Origin of the sequence: Pseudomonas pharyngis (assembly GCF_021602345.1) — a bacterium.
GTDB lineage: Bacteria > Pseudomonadota > Gammaproteobacteria > Pseudomonadales > Pseudomonadaceae > Aquipseudomonas > Aquipseudomonas pharyngis.
The window spans coordinates 23,464-38,569 of record NZ_BQID01000022.1; the positions used below are offsets into that span (position 1 = coordinate 23,464).

The window sequence follows — 15,106 nt, forward strand, 5'->3', positions numbered from 1 at the left end:
GCTTGGCGGCAAGGCCGGGCTGAAAACTGTCCTTACAATCCCCCCATCGCTCGCCAGTTTCAGGCGGGTGGCCCTCATCAGGAGACTCCGATGTCCGTTGAGCACGCTGCGGTACAACGCGCCGATTTCGACCAGGTTATGGTTCCCAACTACGCGCCTGCCGCTTTCATTCCGGTGCGTGGCGCCGGTTCCCGCGTCTGGGATCAGGCCGGCCGCGAGCTGATCGACTTCGCCGGCGGTATCGCCGTCAACGTATTGGGTCACGCGCATCCGGCGCTGGTCGGTGCCTTGACCGAGCAAGCGAACAAGCTGTGGCACGTGTCCAACGTGTTCACCAACGAGCCGGCCCTGCGTCTGGCGCACAAGCTGATCGACGCCACCTTTGCCGAGCGCGTGTTCTTCTGCAACTCCGGCGCCGAAGCCAACGAGGCCGCCTTCAAGCTGGCCCGCCGCGTCGCGTTCGACCGTTTCGGCACCGAAAAGTACGAAATCATCGCCGCGCTCAACAGCTTCCACGGCCGTACTTTGTTCACCGTGAACGTCGGTGGCCAGTCGAAGTACTCCGACGGTTTCGGCCCGAAAATCACCGGCATCACCCACGTGCCGTACAACGATCTGGCAGCGCTGAAAGCCGCTGTTTCCGACAAGACCTGCGCGGTCGTTCTGGAGCCGATCCAGGGTGAAGGCGGCGTGCTGCCGGCCGAGCTGGCTTACCTGCAAGGCGCCCGTGAACTGTGCGACGCCAACAACGCGCTGCTGGTGTTCGACGAAGTGCAGACCGGCATGGGCCGCACCGGCAACCTGTTCGCCTACCAGCATTTCGGTGTGGTTCCGGACATCCTGACCAGCGCCAAGAGCCTGGGCGGCGGTTTCCCGATCGCCGCGATGCTGACCACCGAAGCGCTGGCCAAGCATCTGGTCGTCGGCACTCACGGCACCACTTACGGCGGCAACCCGCTGGCGTGCGCCGTGGCTGAGGCAGTGATTGACGTGATCAACACCCCTGAGGTGCTGAACGGCGTCAACGCCAAGCACGACAAGTTCAAGACCCGCCTGCAGCAGATCGGCGAGAAGTACGGCCTGTTCACCCAGGTGCGTGGTCTTGGCCTGCTGATCGGATGCGTGCTGAGCGATGCCTGGAAAGGCAAGGCCAAGGACATCTTCAACGCCGCCGAACAAGAAGGCCTGATGATTCTGCAGGCCGGCCCGGACGTGATCCGTTTCGCCCCGAGCCTGGTGGTTGAAGACGCGGACATCGACGCCGGTCTGGACCGCTTCGAACGTGCTGCGGCGAAACTGACGCAAGCCTGATAGCCCCTTCGGCGCCTGACTTGATCAGGCGCCGAACCCAATTTTGATGCCGGGCAAAATCAAATGTGGGAGCAGGCTTGCTCGCGAAAGCGGTGGTCAGACAGCGAAAATGTTGACTGACAATCCGCTTTCGCGAGCAAGCCCGCTCCCACACTGATCTCTGTGTATGCAGTAACTGCCCGGTTATTTTTCTGTGAATTGATAAGAGAAAGGAGTGACACCATGCTGGTGATGCGCCCCGCGCAAATGGCTGATCTGGGCGAGGTACAGCGTCTGGCTGCGGACAGCCCGATTGGTGTCACTTCCTTGCCGGATGACGTTGAACGCCTGAGCGACAAGATCGCCGCGAGCGAAGCCTCGTTTGCCGCCGAGGTGAGCTTCAACGGTGAAGAGAGTTACTTCTTCGTCCTCGAAGACACTGCCACCGGCAAACTGGTGGGCTGCTCGGCAATCGTCGCGTCGGCCGGTTACTCCGAGCCGTTCTACAGCTTTCGCAACGAGACCTTCGTGCACGCCTCTCGCGAGCTGAAGATCCACAACAAGATCCACGTGCTCTCGCAATGCCACGACCTGACCGGCAACAGCTTGCTGACCAGTTTCTACGTGCAGCGCGAGCTGGTGGGTTCGCCTTGGGCCGAGCTCAACTCCCGTGGCCGTCTGCTGTTCGTCGCCAGCCACCCGGAGCGGTTCGCCGATTCGGTGGTGACCGAGATCGTCGGTTACAGCGACGAGAACGGCGACTCGCCATTCTGGGATGCCATTGGTCGCAACTTCTTCGACCTGAACTACGCCGAGGCCGAGCGCCTGTGTGGCCTGAAAAGCCGTACGTTCCTCGCCGAGTTGATGCCGCATTACCCGATCTACGTGCCGCTGCTGCCGGACTCCGCTCAGGAAGCGATGGGCCAGGTACACCCGCGTGCGCAGATCACCTTCGACATCCTGATGCGCGAAGGCTTCGAGACCGATCACTACATCGACATCTTTGACGGTGGCCCGACCCTGCATGCGCGTGTTTCGGGGATCCGTTCGATCGCCCAGAGCCGTGTGGTGCCGGTGAAGCTCGGCGAGCCGGTCAAAGGTGCCGGTCGCCAGTATCTGGTGGCCAATGCCCAGTTGCAGGATTACCGCGCGGTATTGCTCGAGCTGGATTACGCGCCGGGCAAACCGGTGACCCTGGATCTGGAAGCGGCCGAAGCCCTGGGCGTCGGTGAAGGTGCCAGCGTGCGCCTGGTGGCGGTTTAACGCCTTAGCGAGTTTCACGGGTGGCCACGGCGGCCCGTTTGAGGAGATAGCATGATTGTTCGTCCCGTACGCAGCAGCGATTTGTCCGCTCTGATCGACCTGGCCCGCAGCACCGGCACCGGCCTGACCACCTTGCCGGCCAACGAAGAGCGCCTGACCCACCGGGTCGGCTGGGCCGAGAAGACCTTTCGCGGTGAAGCCGGCCGTGGCGACGCGGACTACCTGTTCGTGCTCGAAGACGACAACGGTCGCGTGGTGGGGATTTCCGCCATCGCCGGCGCTGTCGGTCTGCGTGAGCCTTGGTACAACTTCCGCGTCGGCCTGACCGTCAGCGCCTCGCAGGAGCTGAACATCTATCGCGAGATCCCGACGCTGTTCCTGGCCAACGACCTGACCGGCAACTCCGAGCTGTGCTCTCTGTTCCTGCACGCCGATTACCGCACCGGCCTCAACGGCCGCATGTTGTCCAAGGCGCGGATGCTGTTCATCGCCGAATTCCCGCAGCTGTTCGGCAACAAGATAATCGCCGAGATGCGCGGCGTGTCGGATGACGCCGGCCGTTCGCCGTTCTGGGAAAGCCTGGGCCGGCACTTCTTCAAGATGGAATTCAGTCAGGCCGATTACCTGACCGGCGTCGGCAACAAGGCGTTCATCGCCGAACTGATGCCGAAATTCCCGCTGTACACCTGCTTCCTGTCGCCGGACGCGCGCAACGTCATCGGCCAGGTGCACCCGGACACTGAGCCTGCGCTGGCGATGCTCAAGAGCGAAGGCTTCAGCTATCAGGGTTACGTCGACATCTTCGACGCCGGCCCGGCCATCGAGTGCGAGACCAGCAAGATCCGCGCGGTGCGTGACAGCGAGGCGCTGGTGCTGGCCATCGGCACGCCGGGCGACGACGCCACGCCGTTCATCATCCATAACCGCAAACGCGAAGATTGCCGCATCACGGCTGCGCCGGCCCGTCTGGCCGCCGGCACCCTGGTGGTCGATCCGCTGACCGCCAAACGTCTTCAACTCAACGCTGGCGATCAGGTGCGCGCCGTGGCGTTGTCCGCTGCCCGGGAGTCGAAATAATGAATTCGCTATACATCGCAGGTGAGTGGCTGGCCGGTCAGGGCGAGGCCTTTCAATCGCTGAACCCGGTGACCCAGCAAGTGCTGTGGTCGGGGGAGGGCGCCACCGCCGCTCAGGTCGAGTCGGCCGTGCAGGCTGCGCGTCAGGCATTCCCAAGCTGGGCCCGTCGTACCCTGGAAGATCGCATCAGCGTGCTCGAAGCGTTCGCCGCCGCGCTGAAAAACCACGCTGATGAGCTGGCCCGCACCATCGGTGAGGAAACCGGCAAACCGCTGTGGGAAGCCGCGACCGAAGTCACCAGCATGGTCAACAAGATCGCGATCTCGGTGCAGAGCTACCGCGAACGTACCGGCGAGAAGAGCGGCCCGTTGGGCGACGCCACCGCCGTGTTGCGCCACAAGCCGCACGGCGTAGTCGCGGTGTTCGGCCCTTACAACTTCCCTGGCCATTTGCCGAATGGCCACATCGTGCCGGCGCTGTTGGCCGGTAACAGCGTGCTGTTCAAGCCAAGCGAGCTGACCCCGAAAGTCGCCGAGCTGACGGTCAAGTGCTGGATCGAAGCCGGTCTGCCGGCCGGCGTGCTGAACCTGCTGCAAGGCGCCCGCGAAACCGGTATCGCACTGGCGGCGAACCCGGGCATCGACGGTCTGTTCTTCACCGGTTCCAGCCGTACCGGCAATCACCTGCATCAGCAATTCGCCGGTCGTCCGGACAAGATCCTTGCGCTGGAAATGGGCGGCAACAACCCGCTGGTGGTCGATCAGGTCGCCGACCTCGACGCAGCGGTGTACACGATCATTCAGTCGGCGTTCATTTCCGCCGGTCAGCGTTGCACTTGCGCCCGGCGTCTGCTGGTGCCGCAAGGCGCATGGGGCGACAGCCTGCTCAAGCGCCTGGTGGACGTCAGCTCGACCATCGAAGTCGGCGCGTTCGACCAGCAGCCAGCGCCATTCATGGGCTCGGTGGTTTCCCTTGGCGCGGCGCAAGCGTTGATGGATGCCCAGGCGCATCTGCTGGCCAATGGCGCAGTGTCGCTGCTGGCGATGACTCAACCGCAGGCGCAGTCGGCGCTGCTGACTCCGGGCATCGTTGATGTGACGGCGGTTGCCGATCGTTCCGACGAAGAACTGTTCGGTCCGCTGCTGCAAGTGATTCGCTACACCGATTTCGAAGCCGCGATTGCCGAAGCCAACAACACCGCCTTTGGCCTGGCCGCTGGCTTGCTGTCGGATTCCGAAGAGCGCTATCAGCAGTTCTGGCTGGAAAGCCGTGCCGGGATCGTCAACTGGAACAAGCAACTGACGGGGGCTGCGAGCAGCGCACCGTTCGGCGGTGTCGGCGCTTCGGGCAACCATCGCGCCAGCGCCTACTACGCGGCGGATTACTGCGCGTACCCGGTGGCCTCGCTGGAAACCCCGAGCCTGGTGTTGCCGGCGGCCCTGACGCCTGGCGTGAAGATGGCGTGATGCTAATCGCTGGCAAGCCAGCTCCCACAAGGGCAATGAGATCCCTGTGGGAACTGGCTCGCCAGCGATGGCCGCGCCGCGGTCTCAAAGAATAGTTACTGAAGCCTATAACAACAGATTCTCGTGGAGCCTCGCTGATGAAATCCTATGAAGTCAATTTTGACGGTCTAGTGGGGCCGACCCATAACTACGGTGGTCTGTCCTACGGCAACGTTGCGTCCCAGAGCAACAGCCAGCAATCCTCGAACCCCAAGGAAGCGGCGCTGCAAGGTCTGGCGAAAATGAAAGCGCTGATGGAAATGGGCTTTCAGCAGGGCGTTCTCGCACCGCAGGAACGTCCGGACGTGGCTGCCTTGCGCCGTCTGGGTTTCAGCGGCACCGACGCTCAAGTGATCGAGCGCGCCGCCAAAGAAGCGATGCCGCTGCTGGTCGCCAGTTGCTCGGCGTCGAGCATGTGGGTGGCCAACGCCGCCACGGTCAGCCCGAGTGCCGACACTGCTGACGGTCGCGTGCATTTCACCGCCGCCAACCTGAACTGCAAATACCACCGCAGCATCGAACACCCGACCACCAGTCGCGTGCTGGGCGCAATGTTCGCCAACCAGCAACACTTCGCTCACCACGCCGCATTGCCGGCGGTGGCGCAGTTCGGCGACGAAGGCGCAGCGAACCACACCCGTTTCTGCCGTGAGTACGGCGAGGCCGGCGTCGAGTTCTTCGTGTTCGGTCGCAGTGCGTTCGACACTCGCTACCCGGCACCGCAGAAATACCCGGCGCGCCAGACCCTCGAAGCGTCGCAGGCGGTTGCCCGTCTGCACGGCCTGCGTGATGACGGCGTGGTCTACGCGCAGCAGAATCCGGCCGTTATCGACCAGGGCGTGTTCCACAACGACGTGATCGCGGTGGGCAACGGCGAGGTGCTGTTCTATCACGAGGACGCGTTCCTCGACACCGATCAGATGCTGGCCGAACTGCAAGCCAAACTGGCCAAGGTCGGCGGCAAGTTCCAGTCGGTCTGTGTGCCGCGTTCGGCGGTCACCGTGGACGACGCCGTGCGTTCCTACCTGTTCAACAGCCAGCTGCTGTCGCGCCCTGATGGTTCGATGCTGCTGATCGTGCCGGAAGAATGCCGTGGCAACGAGCGCGTGTGGAATTACCTTCAAGGCCTGACCAGCTCCGGCGGCCTGATCCGTGAAGTGAAAGTCTTCGACCTCAAGCAAAGCATGCAGAACGGCGGTGGCCCGGCGTGCCTGCGACTGCGCGTCGCGCTCAACGAAACCGAGCTGGCGGCCGTCAACCCAGGGGTTATCATGACCGCCCCGTTGTACGGTTCGTTGACCGCATGGGTTGAAAAGCACTACCGCGACCGCCTGACCGAAAGCGATCTGGCGGATCCGCAGTTGCTACTTGAATGCCGGACGGCACTGGATGAACTGACGCAAATCCTTAAACTGGGCGCGGTTTATCCATTCCAGATCAATTGATGGCCGGCGCGCCGCCTGAACGCGGCGCGCGGCTTTTCTCCCCCAACAGAGCGTAAAAAAGACATGAGCGATTCCCTGCGGCTGATCCTTGAAGACACCGACGGCAAGCAACTGGAAACTTCCTGCACCCGCGTCGCGGTCATGTGGCAAGGCAAAGAGCTGTGGATCCAGCAGGACGGCCGTGGCCAACTGCTGATCGGCGTGGACGTCGAAGAGGGCGACGAAGAGTACGCCAACCTGCTGTTGCGCCCATTGGCGACTAATCTGGTAAGTCTGCAACTGGAGATGGAACCGGCTGACCTCGGCGACGACGACGGCCACGTGCACGGCCCGGATTGCAACCACGACCACTAAGGAAACCGCTCTATGCTCGCCCTCGGCAAACTGCTTGAACTGACCCTCGCCGGCCGCGAACCGGCGGAGAAGACTCAACTGACTGTCGAAGGCGTGCGCATGCGCTGGTTGAGCGAGGGTGCGCTGGAAGTCCGGCCACCCGAAGCGCGCGATAACGGCTTGGACCTGCTGCTGTCGGCAGGCATCCACGGTAATGAAACGGCACCGATCGAATTGCTCGACCGGCTGCTGCATGACATCGCTCGCGGCGACCTGAAGCCGCGTGCACGTATTCTGTTTCTGTTCGGCAACCCGGAAGCGATTCGCAAGGGCGAGCGTTTCGTCGAGCAGGACGTCAATCGGCTGTTCAATGGCCGTCACGAACAAAGCAGCGGTTCCGAAGCCCTGCGTGCCTGCGAACTGGAACGGCTGGCGGCGAGTTTCTTCAGCCTTCCTGGCCGTCAGCGCCTGCACTACGACCTGCACACGGCGATTCGCGGTTCGAAGATCGAGCAGTTCGCTTTGTATCCGTGGAAGGAAGGTCGCCAGCATTCCCGTCTTGAACTGGCCCGTCTGCGCGCCGCCGGCATGGAAGCGGTGCTGTTGCAGAACAAGCCGTCGATCGTGTTCAGCTCCTACACCTACGACAAGCTGGGGGCCGAGTCCTTCACGCTGGAACTGGGCAAGGCGCGGCCATTCGGGCAGAACGCCGGGGTCAATGTGTCGCTGCTGGAAACCCGTCTGAAGCAGATCATCGAAGGCACCGAGCCGGAGATGGCCGAGCAGGGCCTGGACGGTCTGCAACTGTTCAGCGTGGCCCGGGAAATCATCAAGCACAGCGATGCGTTCCGCCTGAATCTGCCGGCGGACATCGAAAACTTTTCGGAACTGGATGTGGGTTATGTGCTGGCCGAAGACCTGGCCAATACCCGCTGGATCATCGAAGAGCAGGGCGCGCGGATTATCTTCCCCAATCCCAAGGTCAAGAACGGCCTGCGAGCGGGCATTCTGATCGTGCCGACCACTGACGAAAATCTTGCCTGAAACTGAATCTCCCCCGCGCAGCGCGCGGGGGAGATCGTTATTTCATCAGACCGCTACAGCACGCGGCTCGGTGCGGCGCAACGCACGCACTTTCTGCAACGTATCGGCGCAGGTCTTCGCCGCTTCCTGACCCTTGTGCACGAAATGCTCGAAGAAGAACTTCTGGTGTTCTTCGCCGGCATGGAAGTGGTGCGGGGTCAGCGACACCGAAAACACCGGTACTTCGGTTTCCAGCTGCACCTGCATCAGGCCGCTGACCACCGACTGGGCGACGAACTCGTGACGGTAGATCCCGCCGTCCACCACCAGCGCCGCCGCGACGATACCGGCATAACGACCGGTCTTGGCCAGCAGCTTGGCGTGCAGAGGCATTTCAAAGGCGCCGCCGACTTCGAAGAAATCGATGTCCGATTCCTGATAACCCTGAGCGATCATTTCGGCGAGGAAGCCTTTACGGCTCTGGTCGACGATTTCCTTGTGCCAGCAGGCCTGGATGAACGCGACGCGCTCGCCGTGAGGGTGTTTGCTTTTGCTGTCGATAGCGGTGGGTTGCATGTTCTGACTCCTGTTTGTGTGAAAAACAGGGCGTTATGAATCGAAAGGGATTCAAGGGGACGCACGCTCGCGCATACACGGCGGACGGCCCTTTGGCGTCAATCCCGTTCTCTCTTCATCCGGACTGTGACCGTCGGCCCCGGAATCACACCGGGTCTGCTGACCTTGCCGCCGCTCACGGCTTTTGCCGTGCTCGTCACCAAGCGCTCGCGGGCTATGCGCATTGCGCGCAATTACCGCCGGTGGGGAATTGCACCCCGCCCTGAGAACGTTTCGCCGCCCTTTATCGGGCGGCGCAGCGTTTTTAACACAGATTGCCAGGCCGTGCATTGCGCCTTTGTGATGATTGCCATCGGATTATTCGAAGCGTGAAAACGACTTTTCCTTGCGCAAGGGTTGATTAATCCGCGCCATGCCCGCAGTAATTCGTCTTCGAAAAGGGATTTTCCCTGCTGACTTGAGGCCAGGTTCATGAGCGTTATCGATCTTCGCAGCGACACCGTCACTCAACCGACCCCCGCCATGCTCGACGCGATGATCCGCGCCGACACCGGCGATGACGTGTATGGCGAAGATCCGACGGTCAATCGTCTGGAAGCCGAATTGGCAAAACGGCTGGGTTTTGCTGCGGCGCTGTTTGTCCCGACCGGCACCATGAGCAATTTGCTGGGCTTGATGGCGCACTGCGAGCGCGGTGACGAGTACATCGTCGGCCAGCAGGCGCACACCTATAAGTACGAGGGTGGCGGCGCAGCGGTGCTCGGCTCGATCCAGCCACAGCCGCTGGAAGTGCAGGCCGATGGTTCGCTGGACCTGGATCAGGTGGCAGCGGCGATCAAGCCTGATGATTTCCACTTCGCCCGCACCCGCCTGCTGGCGCTGGAAAACACCATGCAGGGCAAAGTGCTGCCGCTGGACTATCTGGCCCGGGCCCGTCAGTTCACTCAAGACAATGGCCTTCAGCTGCATCTGGACGGCGCGCGGCTGTATAACGCGGCGGTCAAGCTCGGAGTCGATGCACGGGAAATCACCCAGTATTTCGATTCGGTCTCGGTGTGCCTGTCCAAAGGTCTCGGCGCGCCGGTCGGTTCGGTGTTGTGCGGTTCGTCGGCGTTGATTGCAAAGGCCCGGCGCCTGCGCAAAATGGTCGGTGGCGGCATGCGTCAGGCCGGACTGCTGGCGGCGGCGGGGCTGTATGCGCTGGATCACAACGTGGAGCGTCTGGCCGATGACCATGCCAACGCACAGTTGCTGGCTGAAGGCTTGCGCGAGGCCGGTTTCAGTGTCGAGCCGGTGCAGACCAACATGGTTTACGTGCAGATGGGCGACCGTGCCGAGGCGATCAAGGCATTTGCCGCCGAGCGCGGGATCAAGTTGAGCGCTGCCGCCCGGCTGCGGATGGTCACGCACATGGACGTCAATCGCTCGCAAATCGAGCAAGTGATCGCGACATTCGTCGAGTTTTCGCGCAAGTGACAGCGTTAGCGGCCCAATTGACCGTTTCTATCGTATAAACACGCTGTACCCCGCGCGCAGGGCCGATATAATGCGGCCCTTTGCCGTCGTTTCGTCTGTTGACGTTTCGTACAGGCCTTTGGCCGCAGCCTCCGTGGAAGAACCTAATGAAAAGCGCAGAAATCCGTGAAGCCTTCCTTCGCTTCTTCGAAGAGCAAGGCCACACCCGTGTAGCCTCCAGCTCTTTGATTCCGGGCAACGACCCCACCCTGCTGTTCACCAACGCGGGGATGAACCAGTTCAAGGACTGCTTCCTGGGCCAGGAAAAGCGCGCGTATACCCGCGCCGTCTCCAGCCAGAAATGCGTGCGCGCCGGCGGCAAGCACAACGACCTGGAAAACGTCGGTTACACCGCCCGTCACCACACCTTCTTCGAAATGCTGGGTAATTTCAGCTTCGGCGACTACTTCAAGCGTGATGCCATCACTTACGCCTGGAACTTCCTGACCTCCGAGAAGTGGCTGAACCTGCCGAAGGAAAAACTGTGGGTCACCGTCTACGCCAGCGATGACGAGGCCTACGACATCTGGACCAAGGAAGTCGGTGTGCCGGCCGAGCGCATGGTGCGCATCGGCGACAACAAAGGCGCGCCTTACGCGTCCGACAACTTCTGGACCATGGGCGATACCGGCCCGTGCGGTCCTTGCACCGAGATTTTCTACGATCACGGCGCCGACATCTGGGGCGGCCCACCGGGCTCGCCGGAAGAAGACGGCGACCGTTACATCGAAATCTGGAACAACGTGTTCATGCAGTTCAACCGCACCGCCGATGGCGTGTTGCACCCGCTGCCAGCGCCGTCGGTGGACACCGGCATGGGTCTTGAGCGGATCAGTGCCGTGCTGCAGCACGTTCACTCGAACTATGAAATCGACCTGTTCCAGAGCCTGCTGGCCGCATCGGCCAAGGCCATCGGCTGCAGCAACGACAACCAGGCGTCGCTGAAAGTCGTGGCGGACCACATCCGTTCCTGTGGCTTCCTGATTGCCGACGGGGTGCTGCCGTCCAACGAAGGTCGCGGTTACGTGCTGCGCCGGATCATCCGTCGCGCCTGCCGTCACGGCAACAAGCTGGGCGCCAAGGGCAGCTTCTTCTACCAGATCGTTGCCGCACTCGTGGCCGAGATGGGCGAAGCGTTCCCGGAGCTGAAATCCCAGCAGGCGCATATCGAGCGTGTACTGAAGGCCGAAGAAGAGCAGTTCGCCAAGACCCTGGAGCAGGGCCTGAAAATCCTCGAGCAGGATCTGGCCGAGCTCAAAGGCGACGTGGTGCCGGGCGACGTGGTGTTCAAGCTCTACGACACCTACGGTTTCCCGATGGACCTGACCGCGGACATCGCCCGCGAGCGCAGCCTGACCATCGACGAAGCCGGTTTCGAGCGTGAAATGGAAGCCCAGCGCGTCCGTGCACGTTCCGCCAGCTCGTTCGGTCTGGACTACAACAGCCTGGTCAAGGTAGACGTCGACACCGAATTCACCGGTTATCACGCCACCAGCGGTTCGGCGAAAGTCGTTGCTCTCTATAAAGATGGCCAGTCCGTGGACGTCTTGAGTGAAGGGCAGGAAGGCGTTGTGGTTCTGAACCAGACCCCTTTCTACGCCGAATCCGGCGGTCAGGTCGGCGATTGCGGTTACCTGCAGGCCGGCGACAGCCGTTTCGACGTGCGCGACACCACCAAGACCGGCGGCGCGTTCCTGCACCACGGTGTACTGGCGTCGGGCAGCCTGATCGTTGGCGCACCGGTGGAAACCCACGTCGAAGCCGACGTGCGTCACGCCACTTCGCTGAACCACTCGGCCACTCACTTGCTGCACGCTGCGCTGCGCAAAGTGCTAGGCGACCACGTTCAACAGAAGGGCTCGCTGGTCGACAGTCAGCGCCTGCGTTTCGACTTCAGTCACTTCGAAGCGATCAAGCCTGAGCAGATCAAGGCGCTGGAAGACATCGTCAACGCCGAGATCCGCAAGAACTCCGCCGTTGAAACCGAAGAAACCGACATCGAAACCGCCAAGCAGAAAGGCGCGATGGCGCTGTTCGGCGAGAAGTATGGCGACAACGTGCGCGTGCTGAGCATGGGCGGTGATTTCTCCGTCGAACTGTGCGGCGGTATCCACGCCAACCGTACCGGCGACATCGGCCTGCTGAAAATCATCAGCGAAGGCGGTGTGGCATCGGGCGTGCGTCGTATCGAAGCGGTCACTGGCGCTGCGGCGCTGGCTTACTTGAACGCTGCTGAAGAACAACTCAAGGAAGCGGCCAGCCTGGTCAAGGGCAGCCGCGACAACCTGATCGACAAGCTGTCGGCGGTGCTGGAGCGCAACCGTGCGCTTGAAAAGCAGCTCGAGCAGTTGCAGGCCAAGGCTGCCGCCGCTGCGGGCGATGATCTGTCGGCCTCGGCTGTGGACGTCAAGGGCGTGAAAGTGCTGGCCGTGCGTCTGGATGGTCAGGACGGCAAGGCGCTGCTGGCGCTGGTCGATCAGCTGAAAAACAAACTCGGCCGCGCAGTGATCCTGCTCGGCAGTGTCCATGAGGAAAAGGTCGTACTGGTCGCAGGCGTGACCAAGGACCTGACTGGCCAACTCAAAGCCGGTGATTTGATGAAACAGGCTGCTGCGGCAGTGGGCGGGAAGGGCGGTGGTCGTCCGGACATGGCGCAGGGCGGCGGTGTCGACGCCGGCGCACTGGATAGCGCACTGGCGCTGACCGTTCCATTCGTCGAGCAGGGTTTATAAGACGGCCCGTCGGGCCCGCAGTCTAGTGGCGGGCCCGGCGGCTGTTCGAGTGATTATTGGGCGCCCTTCATGGGCAGAGGCGGCTTTGAAATGGCTTTGATCGTACAGAAATTTGGAGGCACCTCGGTCGGCACTGTCGAGAGAATCGAGCAGGTCGCCGACAAGGTTAAGAAATTCCGCGATGCCGGCGATGACCTGGTGGTTGTGCTGTCTGCAATGAGCGGCGAAACCAACCGTCTGATCGATCTGGCCAAGCAAATCAGTGGCGAAGATCAACCGGTTCCGCGCGAACTGGATGTGATCGTTTCCACAGGTGAGCAGGTGACGATCGCCCTGTTGGCCATGGCGCTGATCAAGCGCGGTGTGCCGGCGGTGTCGTACACCGGCAACCAGGTGCGGATCCTGACGGACAGTGCGCACAATAAAGCGCGTATCTTGCAGATCGATGACCAGAAGATTCGCGGTGACCTGAAAGCAGGTCGCGTGGTGGTGGTCGCCGGTTTCCAGGGCGTCGACGAGCACGGCAACATCACGACCCTGGGTCGTGGCGGTTCCGACACCACCGGCGTGGCGCTGGCCGCTGCGCTGAAGGCTGATGAGTGCCAGATCTACACCGACGTCGATGGTGTCTATACCACTGACCCGCGCGTGGTATCGGTTGCTCAGCGTCTGGACAAGATCACCTTCGAAGAGATGCTGGAAATGGCCAGCCTCGGTTCCAAGGTGTTGCAGATCCGCGCGGTGGAGTTCGCCGGCAAGTACAACGTTCCGCTGCGCGTACTGCACAGCTTCAAGGAGGGTCCGGGCACCCTCATTACTATTGATGAAGAGGAAACCATGGAACAGCCGATCATTTCCGGCATCGCTTTCAATCGCGATGAAGCCAAGCTGACCATCCGTGGCGTGCCAGACACCCCGGGCGTGGCGTTCAAGATTCTCGGCCCGATCAGTGCCGCGAACATCGAGGTCGACATGATCGTGCAGAACGTCGCGCACGATAACACTACCGACTTCACCTTCACCGTGCACCGCAACGACTACCAGTCCGCGCAAACCGTGCTGGAAAACACCGCTCGCGAGATCGGTGCCCGTGAAGTGGTTGGCGACACCAAGATTGCCAAGGTCTCGATCGTCGGCGTCGGCATGCGTTCCCACGCAGGCGTGGCCAGCCGCATGTTTGAATCCCTGGCAAAGGAAAGCATCAACATCCAGATGATCTCGACCTCGGAAATCAAGGTTTCCGTGGTGATCGAAGAGAAGTACCTGGAACTGGCCGTGCGCGCCCTGCACACGGCTTTCGAGCTCGACGCTCCGGCCCGTCAGGGCGAGTGATGCGTTGTCTGAAGGGCGCGGTCTGACCGCGCCCTTTATTTTTTGAATGGCGCGAGTCCCCGAACTGTTCTTTTGCTCGCGCTGGTCAATACTCAGGCATGTAGGGCTACGATCGCTCCGGTTGTAGGTCGGGTGCCTTTTTTTTGCAGACTGTTGTCCCTGAAATGATTCGCGTGAGGAGAAAGGTATGCTGATTCTGACTCGTCGGTGCGCAGAAAGCCTGATTATCGGTGATGGCGAAATCACCGTGACCGTGCTCGGCGTTAAAGGAAATCAAGTGCGTATCGGCGTCAACGCCCCGAAAGAGGTGGCCGTGCACCGTGAAGAAATCTATCTGCGTATAAAGAAAGAGAAGGACGAAGAACCAAGCCATTAATTTTTATCGATTTTTATGTTTGCAAACGGGGAAGAAGGTGGTTAATATACGCCCCGTGTTGCGGAGAGCTGGCCGAGTGGCCGAAGGCGCTCCCCTGCTAAGGGAGTACACCTCAAAAGGGTGTCGGGGGTTCGAATCCCCCGTTCTCCGCCATTATTTGCTTAGTACGTTGTAATCTGGCTTTTTCTGTAAGTTCTTGAATTTATTAGAAAAAGTGGTTGGAATAGAGATTAGACGGGCTATAATGCGGCGCAACAAATGCACTCGTAGCTCAGCTGGATAGAGTACTCGGCTACGAACCGAGCGGTCACAGGTTCGAATCCTGTCGAGTGCACCATTTAAGAGTTAATTGCAGCGATGTAAATGACTCGGCTTCAACCAGTTGTGATCTGGTCTAAAAACACAAAATGCACTCGTAGCTCAGCTGGATAGAGTACTCGGCTACGAACCGAGCGGTCACAGGTTCGAATCCTGTCGAGTGCACCATTTAAGAGTCAGTTGCAGCGATGCGGATGACTTGGTTACAGCCAGTTGTGGTCTGGTCTAAAAACACAAATTGCACTCGTAGCTCAGCTGGATAGAGTACTCGGCTACGAACCGAGCGGTCACAGGTTCGAATCCTGTCGAGTGCACCATATA

Annotated in this window: 12 protein-coding genes, 4 tRNA genes and 1 riboswitch; of the genes, 15 read left to right on the forward strand and 1 reads right to left on the reverse strand. The window is 61.1% G+C overall.

Annotated features, from left to right (window positions below; genetic code table 11):
• Positions 1 to 90 precede the first annotated feature (90 nt).
• From L6D74_RS27715 to astE, 7 genes are all read left to right on the forward strand, one after another.
• The gene (locus L6D74_RS27715) at positions 91 to 1,311 is read left to right on the forward strand and encodes an aspartate aminotransferase family protein (protein WP_064598809.1); all 1,221 of its coding nucleotides are present in this window, start codon (positions 91 to 93) and stop codon (positions 1,309 to 1,311) included.
• A gap of 222 nt (positions 1,312 to 1,533) precedes the next feature.
• Positions 1,534 to 2,553 carry an arginine/ornithine succinyltransferase subunit alpha gene (aruF, locus tag L6D74_RS27720; RefSeq protein ID WP_064598807.1) on the forward strand — a complete coding sequence of 340 codons (1,020 nt, stop codon included), beginning with the start codon at positions 1,534 to 1,536 and terminating at the stop codon, positions 2,551 to 2,553.
• Between the two features lie 51 nt (positions 2,554 to 2,604).
• Positions 2,605 to 3,630, forward strand: coding sequence for an arginine N-succinyltransferase (gene astA / locus L6D74_RS27725; RefSeq protein ID WP_064598805.1), 1,026 nt, complete (start codon positions 2,605 to 2,607; stop codon positions 3,628 to 3,630).
• On the forward strand, positions 3,627 to 5,096 hold the full coding sequence (gene astD, locus L6D74_RS27730; protein WP_236191343.1) for a succinylglutamate-semialdehyde dehydrogenase: 1,470 nt from the start codon (positions 3,627 to 3,629) through the stop codon (positions 5,094 to 5,096). Before astA ends, astD begins: the two co-directional genes overlap by 4 nt.
• Positions 5,097 to 5,233: 137 nt before the next feature.
• A complete protein-coding gene (gene astB, locus L6D74_RS27735) occupies positions 5,234 to 6,580 on the forward strand; it encodes an N-succinylarginine dihydrolase (protein WP_064598800.1) in 1,347 nt (448 codons plus the stop codon).
• A gap of 63 nt (positions 6,581 to 6,643) precedes the next feature.
• The gene (locus L6D74_RS27740) at positions 6,644 to 6,934 is read left to right on the forward strand and encodes a hypothetical protein (protein WP_064598799.1); all 291 of its coding nucleotides are present in this window, start codon (positions 6,644 to 6,646) and stop codon (positions 6,932 to 6,934) included.
• A 12-nt stretch (positions 6,935 to 6,946) separates the two neighbouring features.
• On the forward strand, positions 6,947 to 7,957 hold the full coding sequence (gene astE / locus L6D74_RS27745; protein ID WP_236191290.1) for a succinylglutamate desuccinylase: 1,011 nt from the start codon (positions 6,947 to 6,949) through the stop codon (positions 7,955 to 7,957).
• 45 nt (positions 7,958 to 8,002) lie between these two features.
• Here astE and L6D74_RS27750 read toward each other — a convergent pair whose 3' ends face one another.
• Positions 8,003 to 8,512 carry a 6,7-dimethyl-8-ribityllumazine synthase gene (locus tag L6D74_RS27750; RefSeq protein WP_039772077.1) on the reverse strand — a complete coding sequence of 170 codons (510 nt, stop codon included), beginning with the start codon at positions 8,510 to 8,512 and terminating at the stop codon, positions 8,003 to 8,005.
• Positions 8,513 to 8,614: 102 nt separating this feature from the next.
• Positions 8,615 to 8,786, reverse strand: a riboswitch (FMN riboswitch).
• A 197-nt stretch (positions 8,787 to 8,983) separates the two neighbouring features.
• On the opposite strand from L6D74_RS27750, the gene ltaE reads away from it, so the two are divergent.
• From ltaE to L6D74_RS27790, 8 genes are all read left to right on the forward strand, one after another.
• A complete protein-coding gene (ltaE, locus tag L6D74_RS27755) occupies positions 8,984 to 9,988 on the forward strand; it encodes a low-specificity L-threonine aldolase (RefSeq protein WP_236191292.1) in 1,005 nt (334 codons plus the stop codon).
• A 146-nt stretch (positions 9,989 to 10,134) separates the two neighbouring features.
• Positions 10,135 to 12,759, forward strand: a complete 2,625-nt coding sequence (alaS, locus tag L6D74_RS27760) for an alanine--tRNA ligase (RefSeq protein ID WP_236191294.1) — start codon at positions 10,135 to 10,137, stop codon at positions 12,757 to 12,759.
• Between the two features lie 90 nt (positions 12,760 to 12,849).
• Entirely contained in the window at positions 12,850 to 14,091 is a 1,242-nt protein-coding gene (locus L6D74_RS27765) for an aspartate kinase (RefSeq protein ID WP_007951048.1), read from the forward strand.
• Between the two features lie 187 nt (positions 14,092 to 14,278).
• Positions 14,279 to 14,467: a carbon storage regulator CsrA gene (gene csrA / locus L6D74_RS27770; protein ID WP_002554426.1), complete on the forward strand. Its 189-nt coding sequence runs from the start codon at positions 14,279 to 14,281 to the stop codon at positions 14,465 to 14,467.
• 62 nt (positions 14,468 to 14,529) lie between these two features.
• Positions 14,530 to 14,620 (forward strand) — tRNA-Ser (locus L6D74_RS27775).
• A gap of 107 nt (positions 14,621 to 14,727) precedes the next feature.
• Positions 14,728 to 14,804, forward strand: a tRNA-Arg gene (locus L6D74_RS27780).
• Between the two features lie 72 nt (positions 14,805 to 14,876).
• Positions 14,877 to 14,953: transfer RNA gene (locus L6D74_RS27785), tRNA-Arg, on the forward strand.
• Between the two features lie 72 nt (positions 14,954 to 15,025).
• A tRNA-Arg gene (locus tag L6D74_RS27790) sits at positions 15,026 to 15,102 on the forward strand.
• The last annotated feature ends 4 nt before the right edge of the window (positions 15,103 to 15,106 follow it).

Excerpts from the sequence above, each read along its gene's own strand:
- L6D74_RS27715 (WP_064598809.1), top strand. The coding sequence starts at position 91 with ATGTCCGTTGAGCACGCTGCGGTACAACGCGCCGATTTCGACCAGGTT.
- aruF (WP_064598807.1), top strand. The coding sequence starts at position 1,534 with ATGCTGGTGATGCGCCCCGCGCAAATGGCTGATCTGGGCGAGGTACAG.
- astA (WP_064598805.1), top strand. The coding sequence starts at position 2,605 with ATGATTGTTCGTCCCGTACGCAGCAGCGATTTGTCCGCTCTGATCGAC.
- astB (WP_064598800.1), top strand. The coding sequence starts at position 5,234 with ATGAAATCCTATGAAGTCAATTTTGACGGTCTAGTGGGGCCGACCCAT.
- L6D74_RS27740 (WP_064598799.1), top strand. The coding sequence starts at position 6,644 with ATGAGCGATTCCCTGCGGCTGATCCTTGAAGACACCGACGGCAAGCAA.
- astE (WP_236191290.1), top strand. The coding sequence starts at position 6,947 with ATGCTCGCCCTCGGCAAACTGCTTGAACTGACCCTCGCCGGCCGCGAA.
- L6D74_RS27750 (WP_039772077.1), bottom strand. The coding sequence starts at position 8,512 with ATGCAACCCACCGCTATCGACAGCAAAAGCAAACACCCTCACGGCGAG.
- ltaE (WP_236191292.1), top strand. The coding sequence starts at position 8,984 with ATGAGCGTTATCGATCTTCGCAGCGACACCGTCACTCAACCGACCCCC.
- alaS (WP_236191294.1), top strand. The coding sequence starts at position 10,135 with ATGAAAAGCGCAGAAATCCGTGAAGCCTTCCTTCGCTTCTTCGAAGAG.
- L6D74_RS27765 (WP_007951048.1), top strand. The coding sequence starts at position 12,850 with ATGGCTTTGATCGTACAGAAATTTGGAGGCACCTCGGTCGGCACTGTC.
- csrA (WP_002554426.1), top strand. The coding sequence starts at position 14,279 with ATGCTGATTCTGACTCGTCGGTGCGCAGAAAGCCTGATTATCGGTGAT.